This window comes from Brevibacillus brevis, from assembly GCF_022026395.1.
Lineage (GTDB): Bacteria > Bacillota > Bacilli > Brevibacillales > Brevibacillaceae > Brevibacillus.
Window position 1 is genome coordinate 5,246,773 of the sequence record NZ_CP041767.1, and the last position, 18,600, is coordinate 5,265,372.

Consider the following 18,600-nt stretch of genomic DNA (forward strand, 5'->3'; position numbering starts at 1 on the left):
CGCGTGCCTTCATGGATAGGTCGTTTTTTGTGCATTAGATATGATGGCTCATCGACATCGAGCCATTCGTACATATGTCGCAGGGTCTGAATTTCATGGAAAATTTCGTCTGCTGATCAGTAGACTCGCATGTAATCTTTCCTCCGTGCCGCTCAATGATTTCTTTGCAGACATATAAGCCAATTCCAGTACCGAGCTCCTTCGTCGTGAAAAACGGTTCAAAGATAACCGAGAGCAGGTCAGGTGGAATTGGCGATCCATTGTTGGAAACGGTAATCAAGGAACTGTCAGGCGTTTGGGACACGTCAATGATGATCTCCTTATCGCCTGTTTTTTTATGTAACGCATCCAGCGCATTCGAAATGATGTTGATAAACACCTGCTTCATCTCATCCTTGTAGCCTTTTAGTTGAAAGGTAGGATCGATACTGCATTGGATATCCACATTCACGTCAACGATATTCGGATAGAGGAAGGACAGAATCTCATCAAACAACTCCCAAACGCTAAAAACCTCCATTTGCTTATAGACCGCTCCCTTTTTCGAGACCAGCAAAAACTGCGAAACCCGGTAATTCAATTGCCGCAGCTCATTTTCAATAATTTCTACGTAAGGGAGATTCGGGTAATCTTCTTTTAACAAACGAGAGAATCCCATAATGGAAGTAAGCGGATTTCGGAATTCATGGACGAAGCTGGACGCCATTTGCCCCAGAATCGTGAGCCTGTCTTTGTGAGAACGCTCGATAAATAGCTTCTTCTCTTCCAAATCGTTGTCTTTGAGGTCGGTGTATTTGAAAACAGCGTGTACCAAAAAGACATCAAAGCATTCGTTTATTTTCAATAGGGCAGGCATTAAAGTGGCAGGCGTAAACGGACCTTTTTGGAGAAGATCGATAACCATTGCCCGGCCCATGCACACGTTGGAAACAAAATCGCCAATGTTGGTCTCTGCCCGGTTTCGTTCATATGCGACCTTGTAAGCCAATTCTTTAATATCCTCAAGAGTGATTTCCGAACGAAAATATTCAATAACCATACGATACAGTGCTTGGCCATTCAGATGGATCAATCCCTTGTATTGATCACTGTCCGAAACGGCAATTCGTCGCTTGAATTCTTTTACGATCATTGCCTCGTGCTCGTCCAAATATACTGCCAAGTCATCCATCGGCATCTATCCCCACTCCGAATAATAGGGCAAATCCCCTTCCAAGCTATTATACTATCATCATCATTAATTAACTAAATATTTTTACTACTTTAACAAAAAGAAATAACAAGGGAAAAGGAACTACTTGTCATCGTAGCTCCTTTTTGCCTACTACGTACTTATTTTTATAATCGTCAGGGTCGCACCAGCCCCTGTCAGGAGGGTAGCTGTTCCCAATAATCCAAACAGTTGCAGCGTGATTGTGGCTCCAGCGGTGAGAGGAGCGATGACGGTATTATTGAACGATGAAAGTGAAATAGCTGGCGAGATGATCGTCGGCGTGTATGGCGTCCCATTTATCAAGATCCTCGAGCTAACCAGTAATGCGGCAGTTGTGTTAATGGAGTACGAAATTAAATAGTTGCCTGCTGATGGAACGGTAAATACCGTATTGGCGCCATTCACCGTAATACCACCTGTTAACACCTGGTTGTTCGGTAGAGGGATATTCGTTCCCCCTAGGACTACTGCTATGAGAGATCCTGAGGTATTGGCCCCGAAGGCGTTGATGTTGGTGAAGACCGTACCTGTTGCTCCGGTAGGGCCGGTATCTCCAGTGGCTCCGGTGGCTCCCGTGGCTCCCGTGGCTCCGGTATCTCCCGTTGACCCAGTTGTTCCGGTTGTTCCGGTTGCCCCGGTTGTTCCGGTTGTTCCGGTTGTTCCGGTTGTTCCGGTTGTTCCGGTTGTTCCGGTTGTTCCGGTGGTTCCGGTTGTTCCTGTCGATCCGGTGGTTCCGGTTGCACCAGTAGTTCCGGTGACTCCCGTGGCTCCGGTGGCTCCCGTAGCACCAGTAGTTCCGGTAGTCCCGGTAGTCCCGGTAGTTCCGGTAGTTCCGGTAGTTCGGGTGGTTCCTGTCGCTCCAGTTTCTCCCGTTGCCCCAGTTACTCCGGTTGCCCCAGTTACTCCGGTGACTCCAGTTACACCCGTTACTCCGGTTTCTCCGGTTGCTCCGGTAGTTCCTGTCGCTCCGGCGGTTCCTGTGGTTCCTGTCGCTCCAGTTCCTCCAGTTGCTCCGGTGGCTCCAGTTACTCCGGTCGCTCCAGTTGCTCCTGTGGTTCCCGTTGCTCCAGTTACTCCTGTTGTTCCTGTCGCTCCAGTTGCTCCGGTGACTCCTGTTGTTCCTGTCGATCCGGTTACTCCGGTTACTCCGGTTGCTCCAGTTGCTCCTGTCGCTCCGGTATCTCCCGTTGCTCCGGTATCTCCCGTTGCTCCCGTTGCGCCAGTTGTTCCAGTCGCCCCGGTTTCTCCTGTTGCACCCGTCACTCCGGTTTCTCCTGTCGCTCCAGTTACTCCGGTATCTCCAGTTACTCCGGTGGTTCCGGTGGTTCCTGTCGCTCCGGTCGCTCCGGTTTCTCCCGTGGTACCGGTTGCTCCAGTGGCTCCAGTTACACCCGTTACTCCGGTATCTCCCGTTGCTCCAGTTACTCCAGTTGCTCCGGTGGCTCCAGTTACTCCGGTCGCTCCAGTTGCTCCTGTGGTTCCCGTTGCTCCAGTTACTCCTGTTGTTCCTGTCGCTCCAGTTGCTCCGGTGACTCCTGTTGTTCCTGTCGATCCGGTTACTCCGGTTACTCCGGTTGCTCCAGTTGCTCCTGTCGCTCCGGTATCTCCCGTTGCTCCGGTATCTCCCGTTGCTCCCGTTGCGCCAGTTGTTCCAGTCGCCCCGGTCTCTCCCGTTGCCCCAATCTCTCCAGTTGTTCCTGTCGCTCCGGTATCTCCCGTTGCTCCAGTTACTCCAGTTGCTCCAGTTACTCCGGTATCTCCAGTTACTCCGGTGGTTCCTGTCGCTCCTGTCGCTCCGGTTTCTCCCGTGGTACCGGTTGCTCCAGTGGCTCCAGTTACACCCGTTACTCCGGTATCTCCCGTTGCTCCAGTTACTCCAGTTGCTCCAGTTACTCCGGTGGCTCCAGTTACTCCGGTGGCTCCAGTTACTCCGGTTACTCCCGTATCTCCCGTATCTCCAGTTGCTCCGGTGGTTCCTGTCGCTCCAGTTTCTCCCGTTGCCCCAGTTACTCCGGTTGCCCCAGTTACTCCGGTTGCCCCAGTTACTCCGGTGACTCCAGTTACACCCGTTACTCCGGTTTCTCCGGTTTCTCCGGTTTCTCCGGTTGCTCCAGTTATTCCGGTTTCTCCTATTGCTCCTGTTTCTCCTGTTGCTCCTGTTGTTCCTCTCGCTCCAGTTTCTCCTGTTGCCCCAGTTACTCCGGTTACTCCAGTTACACCCGTCACTCCGGTGGCTCCAGTTGCTCCGGTTGTTCCTGTCACTCCGGTTTCTCCAGTTGCCCCAGTTACTCCGGTTACTCCAGTTACACCCGTCACTCCGGTTGCTCCTGTTGCACCCGTCACTCCGGTTGTTCCTGTCGCTCCGGTTTCTCCGGTCGCTCCCGTGGTTCCGGTTGCTCCGGTTTCTCCCGTGGTACCAGTTGCTCCAGTTGCTCCAGTTACACCCGTCACTCCGGTTGCTCCCGTGGTACCGGTTGCTCCTGTTGCTCCAGCTACACCCGTTACTCCGGTATCTCCAGTTGCCCCAGTTACTCCAGTTTCTCCTGTTGCTCCAGTTATTCCGGTTATTCCGGTTTCTCCGGTTTCTCCAGTTACTCCGGTGACTCCAGTTACACCCGTCACTCCGGTATCTCCTGTTGCTCCGGTGGTTCCTGTCACTCCTCCCGCTCCAGTTTCTCCTGTTGCCCCAGTTACTCCGGTGACTCCAGTTACACCCGTCACTCCGGTGGCTCCAGTTGTTCCTGTTTCTCCAGTTGCTCCTGTTGCACCTGTTGCACCCGTCACTCCGGTTTCTCCTGTCACTCCTGCCGCTCTGGTTTCTCCAGTGCTACCGGTTGCCCCAGTTACTCCCGTATCTCCAGTTACTCCAGTTGCTCCAGTTACTCCAGTTGCTCCAGTTACTCCGGTTTCTCCGGTTTCTCCGGTTTCTCCGGTTTCTCCGGTTTCTCCTGTCACTCCGGTAGCTCCGGTTGCTCCGGTGGTTCCTGTCACTCCTCCCGCTCCAGTTTCTCCTGTTGCCCCAGTTACTCCGGTGACTCCAGTTACACCCGTCACTCCGGTTTCTCCCGTTGCCCCAGTTACTCCGGTGGCTCCAGTTGTTCCTGTCGCTCCAGTTTCTCCTGTTGCACCCGTCACTCCGGTTTCTCCTGTCACTCCTGCCGCTCCGGTTTCTCCAGTGCTACCGGTTGCCCCAGTTACTCCGGTTTCTCCTGTTGCTCCAGTCACTCCGGTATCTCCTGTTGCTCCAGTCACTCCGGTTTCTCCGGTTTCTCCAGTGGTACCGGTTGCCCCAGTTACTCCCGTATCTCCAGTTGCTCCAGTTACTCCGGTTGCTCCAGTCACTCCGGTTTCTCCGGTTTCTCCAGTTACTCCGGCTGTTCCTGTCGCTCCAGTTTCTCCCGTTGCCCCAGTTACTCCGGTGGCTCCAGTTGTTCCGGTTGTTCCGGTTGTTCCGGTTGTTCCGGTTGTTCCGGTTGTTCCGGTTGTTCCTGTCGCTCCAGTATCTCCCGTTGCCCCAGTTACTCCGGTGGCTCCTGTTGCTCCGGTTTCTCCAGTGGTACCGGTTGCCCCAGTTACTCCCGTATCTCCAGTTGCTCCAGTTACTCCTGTTGCTCCCGTCACTCCGGTTTCTCCAATTGCTCCGGTGGCTCCGGTTGCTCCGGTTGCTCCAGTTACACCCGTTACTCCGGTTTCTCCTGTTGCCCCAGTTACTCCGGTTTCTCCAGTCGCTCCGGTTTCTCCTGTTGCTCCGGTTGCACCCGTCACTCCGGTTTCTCCTGTTGCTCCAGTCACTCCGGTTTCTCCTGTTGTTCCTGTCGCTCCGGTACCTCCCGTTGCCCCAGTTACTCCGGAGGCTCCTGTTGCTCCGGTTGCTCCAGTGGTACCGGTTGCCCCAGTTACTCCAGTTACTCCAGTTACTCCAGTTACTCCAGTTACTCCGGTTGCTCCAGTCACTCCGGTATCTCCAGTTGCTCCGGCTGTTCCTGTCGCTCCTGTCGCTCCAGTTTCTCCTGTTGCACCCGTCACTCCGGTTTCTCCGGTTTCTCCTGTTGCTCCAGTCACTCCTGTTGCTCCGGTTGTTCCTGTCGCTCCAGTCGCTCCAGTTGCTCCAGTTGCACCCGTCACTCCGGTTTCTCCTGTTGCTCCGGTTGTTCCGGTTGTTCCGGTTGTTCCGGTTGTTCCTGTCGCTCCAGTATCTCCCGTTGCCCCAGTTACTCCGGTGGCTCCAGTGGTACCGGTTGCCCCAGTTACTCCAGTTACACCCGTCTCTCCGGTTTCTCCCGTTGCTCCAGTTGTTCCTGTCGCTCCAGTTTCTCCTGTTGCACCCGTCACTCCGGTTTCTCCGGTTTCTCCGGTTTCTCCCGTCACTCCTGTTGCTCCGGTTGTTCCTGTCGCTCCAGTTTCTCCCGTTGCCCCAGTTACTCCGGTGGCTCCTGTTGCTCCGGTTGCTCCGGTTGCCCCAGTTACTCCGGTTGCACCCGTCACTCCGGTTTCTCCTGTTGCTCCTGTTGCTCCGGTTTCTCCAGTCACTCCGGTATCTCCAGTTGCTCCGGCTGTTCCTGTCGCTCCTGTCGCTCCAGTTTCTCCTGTTGCACCCGTCACTCCGGTTTCTCCGGTTTCTCCGGTTTCTCCGGTTTCTCCGGTTTCTCCTGTTGCTCCAGTCACTCCTGTCGCTCCAGTTGCTCCTGTTGCACCCGTCACTCCGGTTTCTCCTGTTGCTCCGGTTGTTCCGGTTGTTCCTGTCGCTCCAGTTGCTCCTGTTGCACCCGTCACTCCGGTTTCTCCGGTTTCTCCGGTTGCTCCGGTTGTTCCTGTCGCTCCGGTTTCTCCCGTTGCCCCAGTTACTCCGATGGCTCCAGTGGTTCCAGTGGTTCCGGTTGTTCCAGTTTCTCCCGTTGCCCCAGTTACTCCGGTGGCTCCTGTTGCTCCGGTTGCCCCAGTCGCTCCGGTTGCCCCAGTCGCTCCAGATTCTCCTGTTGCACCCGTCACTCCGGTTGTTCCTGTCCCTCCAGGTTCTCCCGTTGCACCCGTCACTCCAGTATCTCCGGTTGTTCCTGTCGCTCCGGTATCTCCCGTTGCCCCTGTTACTCCGGTGTCTCCGGTTGCCCCAGTTACTCCAGTTACTCCAGTTGCTCCCGTCACTCCGGTTTCTCCGGTTTCTCCGGTTTCTCCAATTGCTCCGGTGGCTCCTGTTGTTCCAGTTGTTCCAGTTGTTCCTGTCGCTCCAGTATCTCCCCTTTCCCCAGTTACTCCGGTGGCTCCTGTTGTTCCTGTTGTTCCTGTTGTTCCTGTCGCTCCAGTATCTCCCCTTTCCCCAGTTACTCCGGTGGCTCCTGTTGTTCCTGTTGTTCCTGTTGTTCCTGTTGTTCCTGTCGCTCCGGTTTCTCCTGTTGCACCCGTCACTCCAGTATCTCCGGTTGTTCCTGTCGCTCCGGTATCTCCCGTTGCCCCTGTTACTCCGGTGTCTCCTGTTGCTCCGGTTGTTCCTGTCGCTCCAGTTGCTCCTGTTGCACCCGTCACTCCGGTTTCTCCTGTTGCACCCGTAGCTCCGGTATCTCCAGTTGCTCCAGTGGTTCCAGTGGTTCCAGTGGTTCCAGTGACTCCGGTGGTTCCTATCGCTCCAATCGCTCCGGTGACTCCTGTTGCTCCAGTTGCTCCGGTATCTCCTGTTGCTCCGGTTGCTCCAGATGTTCCAGTCGCCCCGGTATCTCCCGTTGCCCCAGTCACTCCGATGGTTCCAGTTGTTCCGGTCGCTCCCGTTGCTCCTCTCGCCCCAGTCGCTCCCGTTGCCCCTCTCGCCCCAGTCGCCCCGGTAGCTCCGCGTGGTCCCCTCGGTCCAGTTGCTCCCGTTGCTCCCGTAATCCCCTTCGGCCCTTTCGCTCCCGTTGCTCCTGTCGGTCCAGTTGGCCCTGTTGGCCCAGTAATCCTCCGTACCGGATGTTTAGAAGCATCCAGCACAGCCTCCAGTTTCTTTTGCAAAAGCATGTCTTGCTTTGTCGTTGCTTCGAGCATGTCCCGCACACTCTTGTTTAGCGCGAGCAAATCCGAAATGGTAGCTCCTGGTCCAGATAGCCCGGGAATTGTCCCGAGTGCATACTGAATTTTTTCAGCTTCCGCATTTAAAATATGACTAAGTCCCAACTCTTCCATAGCTAAAGAAGACAACATGAAATTGAGCGCTTCATCACGCCCTATATGAATGGTCGGGGTGATATTCGGTATATTTGGAAATGACATGATTCTCCTCCTCTTTGAAAAGGATGTTTCCCCTCCCTCATGAGTTGTTACATAAGAAGCCATGGCATACTGATTTCCCAATCATTTGAAAATGTATGGAATGAAAAAATCGCGCTTCCAGACAACCACGAGAAAATAGAAGGAGAAAGGAAATCGTTGCTCATTCATTAGAGGAATCAATACGAGGAGTAATCGTTATCGAAGTGCATTACCAAACCGTAATCGGGTCTTATTTTTCATCCATCCTCTTCCTCCAAAAAAGAAGCCATCCCCCTTAATCTAAAAAGGGATTCCAACAAACTGTCGTGCAGCTCTTACCAGTAACGGATGGAAAATCTCCTTCTTTAATCAACGAGGATCGATTCTATTTTGTAGAGAAGACCCGAGCAAAATAACAACTTCCCCCATACAATACGGACAACCAAGAAGGAGTATAGCCATCTATTGTTCCACCGAATCCAATTGCTCCAGTCTTGCAAAATAAGCTTCGTTGTACGCTACACTTGGATGTGTCGGGTAAAATAGCTTTGCCATGTCGTGATGAATTTTAGCCTTTCGCTGATCCCCGATCCGATCGTAGCAGTAGCATAGCTGTATATGAGGCAGCCACGTCCATGCCGATTCATCTACCTTCCCCATGGAATCTTGTGGCCGCTCCAATAATGTCGCTTGCCGGTACCAGTAAATAGCCTTTGGGAAATCCTGCTTTTCCACAAAAAAAGCCCCCATCCTGCAGCAAATCTCCGCACGCGGAAGGTCAATCGCAAGTGTCCTGGTCAAGGATTGGATCTGTTTTTCAGGCTGTTTCAAGTGAGCGTAACACTCTGACTGCTTCTGGCACGCCCATATTTGATCCTCGATCCAGCCCAAGCCTCCGTCCAAAAATAACTGATACTGCTCAGCCGCCTCTTCGTACCTCGCATGATCGAACAGTTCATTTGCAAAATAAAATTGGTCACGCGGTTCAAAAACCTCGCCTTTTTCCTTGCGCTTTACATAAATTTGCAAATTCCGGTCTGTGTACGGCTTATTTTTTTGGTGAGTAATGGCGATTTCGCTGTGCAGAATATCCCCCGCAACAGCCAAATACTCGTGAACTGCCCCATGCCAAACAAAGTTACACTTCCTTTTGACGAGGCGATTTCTCCGCAAATAGTGAACCGGCTTCCCTCGTTCATCTACCGTTAAGTGGTACGTCATCGAGACACTGTCGTAATCGAAATTGTCCGAGGCCTTCAGTGCTGCAAAACGTTCCCGATCCGCTTCCAAAAGCACATCGTCCGCATCCAGCCAAAAAATGTACGTCATCTTGGCTTGCGCAAAAGCAAAGTTACGAGCTGCTGAAAAATCGTCCACCCAGGTAAAATCAAACAGTTGTGCACCATAGGTCAATGCAATTTCTTTGGTCCGATCTATCGACCCTGTATCGACAATGATAATTTCATCCACCAAATCGTAGACCGTCGACAAGCATCGACCGAGTGATTCTTCCTCATCCCGAACGATCATGCACAAGCTAACCGTGAACATGCAGATCGCCCCCTCCCCAGAAAATCATTTTCTCAACATCCTATTTCCTTCCATCCCCCTTTATGTATCCGTACTTTCATAACCATCTCCCCGCACGAATATGGTGTAACAATATGTTCTGACAACACCGAAAAGAAGGTGATCATCAAATGAGCCCGCCTCTCCTTTCCCTATGCATGATCGTCAAAGACGAAGCAGACCAGATCGAAGCATGCCTGTCCAGCGTGCATATGGTGGCAGACGAGATCATTGTTATCGATACAGGATCAACCGATGGTACACAGGATATTTGTCGGAAATACGGGGCGAAAGTTCTGGAGATTCCTTGGGAAAACAGCTTTGCGAAAGCGAGAAACGCCGGATTGGAGGTTGCCAAGGGAGAGTGGATTTTATGGCTGGATGCAGATGAAATCGTACAAGAAGAAAAGCCGGGGGTGCTTCGTCAAGCTATAAGTGCCAGCAAAAGCGACGCCTTTTTTATGAAAATGATCCATTACACTGGCTCGCAAAAGGAGCAAGCTTCGCGCCACTCCGCCTACCGATCCGGGCAAGTCCGCTTATTTCGCAACAAAAAAGGATTTCGATTTGTGCGCGACATACACGAAATTCTTCAATGGCCGACCACCGCTTCGAGAGATATCGCTATCCCTTTGCTACCTGTACATATTCACCATCTCGGATATATGGACGATGCCGTTCAACGAAAACAAAAAGCTTTGCGCAACTTGAGGCTCTTACGTCATGAAAGAAAGAAATCCAAGCAAGACCCGTGGTGCGATTACCATCTCGCAAACGAATTTTTTCGCGCCAAACAATTTGAATATGCATTTACACTGGTGAATCAAGCAATGAAAGGCTTTTTAACCACCCAAAAACCTCCCCCGTCCATTTGCTACAAGCTGAAATTCGATATTCTTTTCCAGCATGGCAGCATGCGCGGAGCATGGCCGGGGATTGCACGAGCTATTCAAATCTACCCCAATTACGTAGACCTTCATTTTTACAAAGGCGTTTTCCTGATGGAGCATGGTCTGTATGCCGAGGCGGTAAAAGCTTTTGAGTATTGCTTGGAGATCGGGGACAATCAGTGGGAGCATTTTAGTGAGCAAGGAATGGGGAGCTTTTACGCTTTTCACTTTTTGGGACGATGCATGGAGCGCATGGGCAAGACACATGAATCCCTTGTCTACGATTACACAGCGAGCTCCATACATGCTTCGCACTTCGGAAAAAAGCGAGAGGTGGTGCTATGAGCGTGAAAACAAGCGTGCTAATTGGCAGTCCAGTTTGTCAGAAACCAGATGTTCTCCGGATGTTTTTGTTTTCGTTAGAAAGGTTGTCGACCTCAAACTTGACGTTGCATTATTTGTTCGTCGATGACAATAACGATCCGCATTCGAGCAATATCCTTCAAAACTTTGCAGACAAACACACGGGCCAGGTCGACATTATCCCCGCTGCTAGCAACCTCCATCCTTACACATGCGATGAGAGGGCCCATTACTGGAGCGAAGCACTCGTATGGAAGGTCGCTGGATTCAAAGACGAAATGATCGCCCGCGCCAAACACCAAGATTACGATGCCCTCTTCCTCATCGATTCGGATTTGCTTCTCCAGCCAGCCACTTTGGAAGTTTTGCTCGCCTCTGACAAAGAGATCATATCTGAAATCTTCTGGACGAGCTGGACACCAGATACCGTCCCCGTCCCTCAGGTGTGGCTCAAAGACGAATACACCCAATTCGAATGCGCACGCCATGAACAAATTTCCTTGGAAGAACAGTACCTGCGGAAATACGCTTTCTACGGACAACTTCGTGTCCCCGGCGTATATGAGGTAGGTGGTTTGGGAGCCTGCACCCTCATCCGCAGAAAAGCGCTGCAAGCTGGCGTCAGCTTTAGGCAAATTTCAAACCTGAGCTTCTGGGGAGAGGACCGTCATTTCTGCGTCCGGGCGCAGGCTTTGGGTTTGTCCCTTTTTGTGGATACACACCATCCCGCTTTTCATCTCTATCGGGAGAGTGACTTTGCGGAAGCGCGAACCTGGATGAAGCAAATCTATGGCTCCGCTCCTTTACGCGTGAAAACCACTCGTCCTCCTGTCATCAACAATACGATCCCCCTTGGAAATTAACCTATTATATGGTATGCTGGCGACACGTCTATTTGGATGGAAAGGTACGGTAACTACGTATGCCAACAACTACTTTGTAATGGCCTAAAAAACTGGATAGCTTGCCCTTCGGAAAACAAACGGTTTTTCGCACAGGTGCAGTCTGCCCTTTTTTCCCATTACAAAGGAACGTAACGAAATCTGTAGGTGTATATCCTAACGGAGGTTCGCTATGGGGAATCTCCGTTTTTTTGTGTTCAAAAACAGGCCTGCCCTACAGGACATCCAAATAGAAGATGCGTTCCTTTCACTTTTTAGACGAGGTGAAGGACCATGCATACCATCGAGCATACGTGGGTATTACGTGAAAATCATGAGAATCAGCCAGTGCGGCGATATTGCAGCAATTGTGGGCGAACCGTTCTCTTCTTCGATACAAACATCCGCCGCCACAACGCAAACGGCAAAAACATCTATCGCTTCGCTATCTATAAATGCGAAAAAAATCATACGTGGAACGAAAAGCTCGCCATCTATAAAGCCTTTACAGATCATCGGGAGGTGCCGGATACGGAGTTCAGTGAAGAGATCGCGCCCCTCCTCCCTATGCTCCCCTTGCATGAATACCAGGAAAAGGGCGTTCAGAAAGTGACGATTCGAATTGAGAGCGCAGAGGCCCGCTTCCGCCTCGACAAACTGCTGTCCGAACAGATAGAAGGTTGGAGCCGCAGCCAGATTGTCCGCAAGATCAAGGACGGGCATATTCGCCTGAATGAGCAGGAGACGAAGCCAAGCGCTGTCTTGAGTGCAGCGGATATTATTCAGATTTTGATTAGGTAACAGTATGTATGGAAAAAGTCGCAGACGGAATCTGCGGCTTTTCTTTTATTTCTTCAATACGACCGCTTTTCTCGGCTCGTCCCACTCCACTTGCAGTCCTAGTAAGGCAGCAAGCTCTCTTGTTTTCGCAAAAGCAGTTCCCTGGTCGTTTACATAGGAGACTTCCTGTCCGTTCACGGTCACTTTTTGCGTGGAAGGCTCCCATTCCACTGCTCCACCCACTGCCTCCGCAATCATTCGGATGGGTACATAGGAAACATCATCGATTAGTTTTCCTGTGGAGGTAAGTTTCAGTTCAACTGCGCACTTATCCACATCAGGCTGTGGTTTTTGTGGATAAGCTGTGAGAAACCTGTGGACATCCTGTTGAAACTTTGCCCATGCGTCCTTCGCTGGCATTCCCGTATAGGTTTGCGCGGTCGTATTGACGACAAAAAAGGCCGGGCAGTTTTTCCCCGTAATGTCGTAATGACGCCACAGGTGCTCGACTCCCCAGCCATGTCGCTTCAAGATATCCGCGGTCAGTGCCACTGTTTGCTCGTACATTTTCGCAAAGCTTCCATCTGCATTGACGCACATTTCAATCCCAATCGTGCAGTTGTTCGGGTAGTTGCTCAATTTGGTCAAGGCGGCCTGTGAATAAGTCTGCGCCCCGACGTGGTAGCCCATCTCGTCCTCGGGTAGACAGCGAATGATTTGCTTGTCGTCCACGATGTAATGAGCACTAGCTACTGTCGTTGGTTTGTTGAAGTAGTTTCGGTTTGCCACGGCATTTGCGCCGCTGCGTTCGTTGGCCGTCCAGTGGATGACGACTCCTTTTGGGACGATCTTCTTTTTGGGGCGGGAATTTACGTTGGTCAAAAGCATCTCGGTGATATTCATCGTTTACTAGGACTCCTTTCGTTTGGCACGCTCTGCCTTTGCCTTAATTTCGGCGCTGACTAATCTCTCGATGGATTTGGGCATTGGCCAGCCTGCGCGGTGGGCATTGGCGGTCAGGCTTGTCCAGGTGTGGTAGATGAGGCCGAAGGTGACGCCGTAGAACAAGAAGCCCGGGGTGCCCATGACGCGGTCCAGGAGATTGGCTACGGCTGGTAGGGCCATGAGGAATAAGGTGCGGGGGATTCGGGACAGGCCGTAGTCGGAGGAGTAGGATTGGTCTTTTTTGGCGGCGGAGATGCCTGTGATCCAGTCGAGGACGATCATGAAGAAGAGGACGATGAGGATGTCTTGGCGGTTGGTGCCGTATAGATAGTGAAAGGCGGGCGACACGATTGCACCTGCTGTGGTCGCCCAGGCGTTTGCTGGGGTTGCGATGCTTTCTAGGCTGTGTAGGGGTTTCATAGCTTCGTACCTCCTCGCCCCTTAAGGGAATAAAAATAGCCCCGCTAGGTACGGGGCTGACTTAATTTCTCTGAGTATGAAGAATTAGTAGCTTTAAAAATCTTGGTTAGTAATTTGCTTGAATTCCTTTGGAGAAATTTCTCCAAAAGGATTGGTTGTTGTTTTTACTGCTAGCCGCAGCTTTTCTACTGTGACCCAATTCATGCTAAATGCCAACTTCCAAAATGCCATCAGTTAGCACCTCCTTTTAATTGGATGAGCTCAAGCTTAACCTGGGCTAGCTGTTCGCCCATTGTCTGGATTAACGCATCCTTTTGGATGTTGCTAATTTTGAGTGAGGAAAGCTCTTGTCCCATTGTCATTACTGGATCTGTTTGTTGCTGTTTTCTAATCTCTGAAATAGCTTCTTTATTTTGCATTTTCATTAATCGAACGCCCCCCCATAACCATTTAGAAGTACACGTTCCTTCGCTGTTCCTTTGTCGATTGTCACCCATAGATTAATAGCCCACTCGGGAGCTGTTTTATTCTTATTGGTGAACAAATAGCCTCGATTTCCCTTTACTGCCCCTGTGCAATCTTCCCATGTAGGTACATCATCTAAGTAGTTATTGCAGACTTTCACACTTTCAATGGACGAGCCTTCTGGCAAGTATCTTTCAAGTGTCACTAATACACGTAATGGCATACCGTCCAATGTGAAGTCTGCTTTAATATCTGGATTTCCGTACTCTAGCATAAATTCGATATGGGTCTCTTTTCGGGTGAATGTGTAGATCCGTTCGGATGAGATTCCCGCGCTGTCCGTGGGAACGATCTTGATTTGATGCTGAACGTCCAAGTCCAATCGAATCCAAGCGTCATGGCTAATTTCAACTGTGTATACCTGTCCGGCTACGCCTGCAAACGACCTGATTTGTTTGCCGTTCAGATACTCGGTAAAAGTGAAAGTGTTGCCCTCTGGATCAGTGGCATGGTAGTTCACTGTTGGAGGTTGCATGAAGACGCCCAGGTCTTTATTCTCGTCATCAATAACTGGTGGGCGGTTCCAGACGACTCGGAACTTGCGTGTGACCTCCAAACTCTTACCCTGTTTATTGTCCTCTGCCCAAACTGTAAGGATGTGGTCAGTATTCTCGGCAAGGTCTATCCCATTAAGATCAGTTGTGCCAAGGTAAATACGCTTGTTTTTGTAAGTAAGAGTCTTATCAAACAAAATAGGCGTGCTACCATCCGATATGCTGGATGCAGCCGCCTGAGCAGGTCCATTATTCACTTTGTACCATACAGTGATGACGTTTCCTGCGTCCTCGTCTACAGTCTGACCGGATACCATGAGTGTCTTGTTTTCTGTCAGAGTTTGATTGTCAGGCGTGTTAAGTGTGACGGCAGGACGCTTATTGAGATTAAGCACTCCACGATACTTGACTGCATCTGTTGTCTGATAGATCGTCGGAGGAATGCTGAAATCAGTTGCAAACGACTGGTCATAGAACGTTGCTGGATTGGTGCCTACACGGTCGATAAATGGTCCGCTGAAAGACGTGAAATCGTTGGTTGACTCGATCCGCTTAATGTAGCCGCCGTCTTCGTAGATGATAGTCAGCTTTCCGTTTTTGTCGGAAGTAATGCTGGGGTTTTTACCTGCGACAAGTATCTTATGTGTTGCCCATTGAGAGCTATCTACAGAACTGGAATAACGAATCATTTCTGAAGGACTCGTAAAATCCGTACCATGCCATACGGCGTGTAGTTTTCCATTTGGTGATTTGATGACTTCTGGAGATGCCTGCGTGTGGGAAACACTATTATAAATAGAAAATGAATCACCCCAGTTAGTTCCATTGAACAATCGCCCTTGCACATGTACCGATGCGAACACATAAGCTATTACAGGTCGTCCGTTTTTGTCAAAACACAAACTAGGAGATGTGTGGTCATATCCAGAAGCATTGGTTGATGTTACCTGCACCGTTGCACTTGGTGTGCCCAGAGTTCCATCGGTGTTGATTGGAATGGAACCCGCGCGAACGTTGAAGCTGTCGGGATAGGTGACATTTTTTGTAGTATCTGACCACAACAATTTAGTTCCATCTGGACTTATAATGGTACTCACAGAAGCAATGGCGTTTTGTCCAGACTCGACCAACACTTCTCCTGCATAGGTGAAGTTATCATAGGCGTAAATCCTTACATACTGGTTGTTGAAAGCAACCGCTAAGTAAATGAAGTTTCCAAACGCGGACAAAGAAATGCCTTGGATCGATGTGAAATTGAAGGAAAAAGCCAGAGACCACGTTGCTCCATTATCAAGCGACTGATACAAGTACCACTTATTAGAATCCCTAGACAATCCCGCCATTTTTCCATTGGCAAGTCTCGAAGGTCTTGCCATTTTTGAAACAAGGTACCCTGAAGATACCACATTGACGGGTACGTAAATCTTTCCGTCCTCTTGTTGAAGCTTGAAGTTCCTCGTCTGCTTAGCTGAATCGTCCGTCCCGTCATTCGCCCAAACCAAAATCGATGACGCATCTGCTGGTAGCAAACCGGATACATCCGTCTGACCATCCCAGAAACGACCTTGTGAATAGGTCAGCGTCTTGCTAAATGGATTCGGATTTGAACCGTCAGATGTGCCAATGGCGATTGTCTGGGTTGGTCCACCGGCTATGGAGTATTTGACGGATAGTGCGCTCCCTGCCTCTACATCAGATACAGTGCCCTCCAGCTTGTACACGCTACCTTCCGCCAATGTTTGATTATTGGCAGGTGACGTGAGCGTCAGTGTTGGCGGGTTATTGACGATTGGTTCGAGTGCAACAAACATTGAAGAACCTGCACTAGCGCCAGATAGGGTACTCGTTGTCTCTTCCATCGTTTGTGTCCTGAGCATGTGCATATAGCGATATGCCGCTTGCTGTCTGTATCCCGAACTTATGTCATCGTACGGCTCTGCATAGGAAAGTGGTTGCGTGAAGGTATTTGCTGTCCCTGCGTAAAAGTTGAACAATAACATCATAGCCTTGTCAACGCTCAGTGTTTTGGATGTTCCAGCATCGAACGGGTAATAGGCTGTTTGATCGGCAATTCCTCTGTAAGAGCTTTCTTTGATCGCTTTTACGTTTCTCAAAATCAAAGTCTTGGAATGCCATCCAATTGAAGAAGGCGAAGACAAGGCGACACTAGCCACTTCGGATGCAGCAAGGAATTTATATGCAAGTGTATACCTATGCCCGGATGGAGCTACAGCCTGCCTGATTATCTGCCAACCATTCGTTGGAGTAACTGTATAATCATATGTGATTACATGAATCAGCGCTAAATCCCCAGCCTGCGCTTGATATCCCGCGGGGAAATTAGGTATATGAGCAGAGGATTGGTTAGTCTGGTTGTTTGATGCATTACCCAAAAGCTCGACCTGTTTTTTGCCTGTTGTCGGGATGGAGTAGTCGATAGTGAGGGTTGGTTGGTTTCCTGTGCTGTCAAATGAATTATAAGTCGCGAGGGTGCTTAAAGTCGTCTCGTTCGCATCTTTCAAAAGTAACCCGTTATTCGCTGAACCGCTAACCCACGCCTGCACTAATGTTTTTACATCAAATGTTTTCCAATCGTTGCTCGGACCTAATGCTAATGAAGATGCGACTGTCGGATTGAAAGTAGGTGCTGTGTTCCATGTGGTCACGCCATCCCAAGGAGAAGTGACTTCGTGAATATTATGAGTCCTTGAAGGCGCGTTTCCGCCACCCTTATATAGTCGCAGAGTTGCGCTATTGATAATAGCGTCGTTTGGTATTAATCCGAGATCAAATTTTAACAACGCTCGCTGTGTGGAACCCGAAGTGGTGTCAGACCCCACATATAAAACACCAGAACCACCGATGGCTGTTGTTGGATAATCTTGTTTGATGAAAGTGTCTACAGTAACAGAATTACTTTTCGTTAACATAACAAGGTTTCCTTGTGCAAGGCCGAACACACCTTCAGTAGATGTTGTAACTCCACCTTTTCCGTCATTTGCAACGACTCTCCAATAGTACAAGCCAACCGCCCAGGATGTGCTGATTCCCTGCTTTGACGTTGCGCTTCCTACGCTGGCATTGTAGATATTCGATGCTCCTGCTGATGTGCCGACCTGCAAAGTATATGTGAGTGCGTCACCGTCAGTATCGCTTCCTGACCACTTGAAGTCAATGTCTGTGCCTTGCTTGATTGTTTGATTATTGGTAGGGCTGGTCAGTGTTAACGTTGGTGTTGAATTGTGTGAAATGGTAAACGAACCATTTGATTCATCCCAGAGGCTGTAATCAATGCCATCAAAAGCACGAATGCGTACATATGCTTGACTTGTTTGGGGTTCATTTGAAAAATCATAAGCATAAGAAGTAACGCCAGCACCAGTTAGTGAAATTAAATCCTTCCACGTAACCTTATTGTTCGTAGTAAGTTGTATTTGGTACTTCAATCCTTCCGGAGCTACGTTACCTTCGTAAGTTATGGAGACTCTGCCAGTGACGGTTTGTTTCTTGCCTTGATGATCGATCACGTACCCACTTGGATATGTGGTTGTCAAACTTCCTTTGAGTAGTATGGGATATTGGTTAGTAGTTGATGCAACGATTGCCAATTTTGTTCCTTTGGCCAATTTGACTGTAGGCGAAAGAGATATTGAGTACCATTGTGGAGACTCTGTTATGGTGACTGTTGTTTGTTTGTAAATTGTTGAATTAGGCAGTCCATCTGCTCCTACACCCGTCAACATCAGTGTTGCAGAATTTTGACTGATACCATTGCTTGCAAGTAGCATTGCTACACTTTTAATACCGTACCAGTCATAATCAAAAGTGAACACTTGGCCTACCAATGTTTCATTTGCAACATTAGCTGACTCTGACGTAGTAGTAAAAATTTCGAAATTACCTACAGGGTCACTTGAAGGGCTCCAGGTAATTGTGTGTTGCTTGTTGATGACTTCTCCACCGTTCGGAGACATAACTACTGGAACTGTTGGCGCTAGATTTTTTAGTTGTCTATCGATATAAATAGTTGTACTAGCGTTTTGTATTTGGAAATATTTGTACGTTGGATCAATCGGAATACTTAACTGATTGCTAGCAACGTCACTATAAACATAACGTACGTAATTTGGGGCTTCTCCATAGATTCCGTACGCAGCATAAAAAGCGCCGCTTCTAAGTTGGTACTGGTACTTCGTATGGTCTAAAGCAGGAAAAGCCACCATTGTGTTAGCAGATGCTCCAGTAGACCACCAGTTTAACTCCCAAGCCATACCCCTACCCCTTCCTTCCGCAAATGGCCGTTA

The 18,600-nt window shown here is 49.8% G+C and carries 11 protein-coding genes; 3 read left to right on the plus strand and 8 right to left on the minus strand.

Features of this window, described 5'->3' with window-relative positions; all coding sequences use genetic code 11:
* Positions 1–34: 34 nt before the first annotated feature.
* The 3 genes from FO446_RS24910 to FO446_RS24920 form a co-directional block, all read right to left on the minus strand.
* On the minus strand, positions 35–1,177 hold the full coding sequence (locus FO446_RS24910) for a sensor histidine kinase (protein WP_237899393.1): 1,143 nt from the start codon (positions 1,175–1,177) through the stop codon (positions 35–37).
* A gap of 147 nt (positions 1,178–1,324) precedes the next feature.
* On the minus strand, positions 1,325–7,450 hold the full coding sequence (locus FO446_RS24915; protein WP_237899394.1) for an alpha-helical endospore appendage domain-containing protein: 6,126 nt from the start codon (positions 7,448–7,450) through the stop codon (positions 1,325–1,327).
* A 441-nt stretch (positions 7,451–7,891) separates the two neighbouring features.
* Positions 7,892–8,980: a glycosyltransferase family 2 protein gene (locus FO446_RS24920; RefSeq protein ID WP_237899395.1), complete on the minus strand. Its 1,089-nt coding sequence runs from the start codon at positions 8,978–8,980 to the stop codon at positions 7,892–7,894.
* A gap of 149 nt (positions 8,981–9,129) precedes the next feature.
* Here FO446_RS24920 and FO446_RS24925 point away from each other — a divergent pair, with 149 nt between their 5' ends.
* The 3 genes from FO446_RS24925 (at position 9,130) to FO446_RS24935 (ending at position 11,933) form a co-directional block, all read left to right on the plus strand.
* Entirely contained in the window at positions 9,130–10,233 is a 1,104-nt protein-coding gene (locus FO446_RS24925) for a glycosyltransferase family 2 protein (RefSeq protein WP_232774719.1), read from the plus strand.
* Positions 10,230–11,114 carry a glycosyltransferase family 2 protein gene (locus FO446_RS24930; RefSeq protein WP_232774717.1) on the plus strand — a complete coding sequence of 295 codons (885 nt, stop codon included), beginning with the start codon at positions 10,230–10,232 and terminating at the stop codon, positions 11,112–11,114. The genes FO446_RS24925 and FO446_RS24930 overlap by 4 nt, the downstream gene beginning before the upstream one ends.
* Positions 11,115–11,426: 312 nt before the next feature.
* Positions 11,427–11,933, plus strand: coding sequence for a S4 domain-containing protein (locus FO446_RS24935; RefSeq protein ID WP_232774716.1), 507 nt, complete (start codon positions 11,427–11,429; stop codon positions 11,931–11,933).
* A gap of 45 nt (positions 11,934–11,978) precedes the next feature.
* On the opposite strand, the gene FO446_RS24940 is transcribed toward FO446_RS24935, so the two are convergent.
* The 5 genes from FO446_RS24940 to FO446_RS24960 all read right to left on the minus strand — a co-directional run bounded on the left by FO446_RS24940 (position 11,979) and on the right by FO446_RS24960 (position 18,567).
* Positions 11,979–12,815, minus strand: a complete 837-nt coding sequence (locus tag FO446_RS24940; RefSeq protein ID WP_232774715.1) for an N-acetylmuramoyl-L-alanine amidase — start codon at positions 12,813–12,815, stop codon at positions 11,979–11,981.
* 6 nt (positions 12,816–12,821) lie between these two features.
* Complete coding sequence (locus tag FO446_RS24945; RefSeq protein WP_237899396.1) at positions 12,822–13,277, minus strand: phage holin family protein; 456 nt, start codon at positions 13,275–13,277, stop codon at positions 12,822–12,824.
* Positions 13,278–13,370: 93 nt separating this feature from the next.
* Positions 13,371–13,508, minus strand: coding sequence for an XkdX family protein (locus FO446_RS24950; RefSeq protein WP_237899397.1), 138 nt, complete (start codon positions 13,506–13,508; stop codon positions 13,371–13,373).
* Positions 13,508–13,702 (minus strand): XkdW family protein, encoded by a 195-nt coding sequence (locus FO446_RS24955; RefSeq protein ID WP_197240083.1) that lies wholly within the window; start codon positions 13,700–13,702, stop codon positions 13,508–13,510. The genes FO446_RS24950 and FO446_RS24955 overlap by 1 nt, the downstream gene beginning before the upstream one ends.
* Positions 13,702–18,567 carry a DNRLRE domain-containing protein gene (locus tag FO446_RS24960; RefSeq protein WP_237899399.1) on the minus strand — a complete coding sequence of 1,622 codons (4,866 nt, stop codon included), beginning with the start codon at positions 18,565–18,567 and terminating at the stop codon, positions 13,702–13,704. Before FO446_RS24960 ends, FO446_RS24955 begins: the two co-directional genes overlap by 1 nt.
* Between the last annotated feature and the right edge of the window lie 33 nt (positions 18,568–18,600).

Excerpts from the sequence above, each read along its gene's own strand:
- FO446_RS24910 (WP_237899393.1), bottom strand. The coding sequence starts at position 1,177 with ATGCCGATGGATGACTTGGCAGTATATTTGGACGAGCACGAGGCAATG.
- FO446_RS24915 (WP_237899394.1), bottom strand. The coding sequence starts at position 7,450 with ATGTCATTTCCAAATATACCGAATATCACCCCGACCATTCATATAGGG.
- FO446_RS24920 (WP_237899395.1), bottom strand. The coding sequence starts at position 8,980 with ATGTTCACGGTTAGCTTGTGCATGATCGTTCGGGATGAGGAAGAATCA.
- FO446_RS24925 (WP_232774719.1), top strand. The coding sequence starts at position 9,130 with ATGAGCCCGCCTCTCCTTTCCCTATGCATGATCGTCAAAGACGAAGCA.
- FO446_RS24930 (WP_232774717.1), top strand. The coding sequence starts at position 10,230 with ATGAGCGTGAAAACAAGCGTGCTAATTGGCAGTCCAGTTTGTCAGAAA.
- FO446_RS24935 (WP_232774716.1), top strand. The coding sequence starts at position 11,427 with ATGCATACCATCGAGCATACGTGGGTATTACGTGAAAATCATGAGAAT.
- FO446_RS24940 (WP_232774715.1), bottom strand. The coding sequence starts at position 12,815 with ATGAATATCACCGAGATGCTTTTGACCAACGTAAATTCCCGCCCCAAA.
- FO446_RS24945 (WP_237899396.1), bottom strand. The coding sequence starts at position 13,277 with ATGAAACCCCTACACAGCCTAGAAAGCATCGCAACCCCAGCAAACGCC.
- FO446_RS24950 (WP_237899397.1), bottom strand. The coding sequence starts at position 13,508 with ATGGCATTTTGGAAGTTGGCATTTAGCATGAATTGGGTCACAGTAGAA.
- FO446_RS24955 (WP_197240083.1), bottom strand. The coding sequence starts at position 13,702 with ATGAAAATGCAAAATAAAGAAGCTATTTCAGAGATTAGAAAACAGCAA.
- FO446_RS24960 (WP_237899399.1), bottom strand. The coding sequence starts at position 18,567 with ATGGCTTGGGAGTTAAACTGGTGGTCTACTGGAGCATCTGCTAACACA.